The organism is Candidatus Thiosymbion oneisti (genome assembly GCF_900092655.1).
GTDB classification, from domain to species: domain Bacteria; phylum Pseudomonadota; class Gammaproteobacteria; order Chromatiales; family Chromatiaceae; genus Thiosymbion; species Thiosymbion oneisti.
The window spans coordinates 1-432 of record NZ_FLUY01000859.1 but is presented as its reverse complement, the minus strand read 5'-3'; the positions used below and the strand labels follow the sequence as shown (position 1 = coordinate 432).

The following is a 432-nucleotide window of genomic DNA, read 5'->3' as shown; positions in this document are numbered from 1 at the left end:
GAATTTCCGGTCGTCAAACTCATCGACTATGCGGACCGCATCGAGTCACTTGAGGCGAGCGCCAATCCCTTCGCCCTCGTTACCATCGCGCATCTACGCACCCGCCAGACCAAAGGCGACCCGCAAGCCCGTTATCAGGCCAAGCTCAACCTCGTGCGTACGCTCTACCGGCAAGGTTGGGACCGGCAGCGCATACTGGATCTGTTTGCCGTTATCGATTGGATGATGCGCCTGCCGAATGCACTCGAGCAACAGCTATGGCAAGCTATCGAAACCGTCGAAGGAGAAACCGAAATGCGCTACGTCACGAGTGTTGAACGACTTGCTATCCAGAGAGGCATACAACAAGGCTTGCAGCAAGGCCTGGAGCAAGGCCTGGAGCAAGGCCTGGAGCAAGGCCTGGAGCAAGGCCTGGAGCAAGGCCTGGAGCAA

1 pseudogene is annotated in these 432 nt (G+C 57.9%); it reads left to right on the top strand.

Features of this window, described 5'->3' with window-relative positions:
• Window positions 1-432, top strand: a pseudogene (locus tag BQ17_RS21700) (cytosolic protein); the annotation flags it as partial.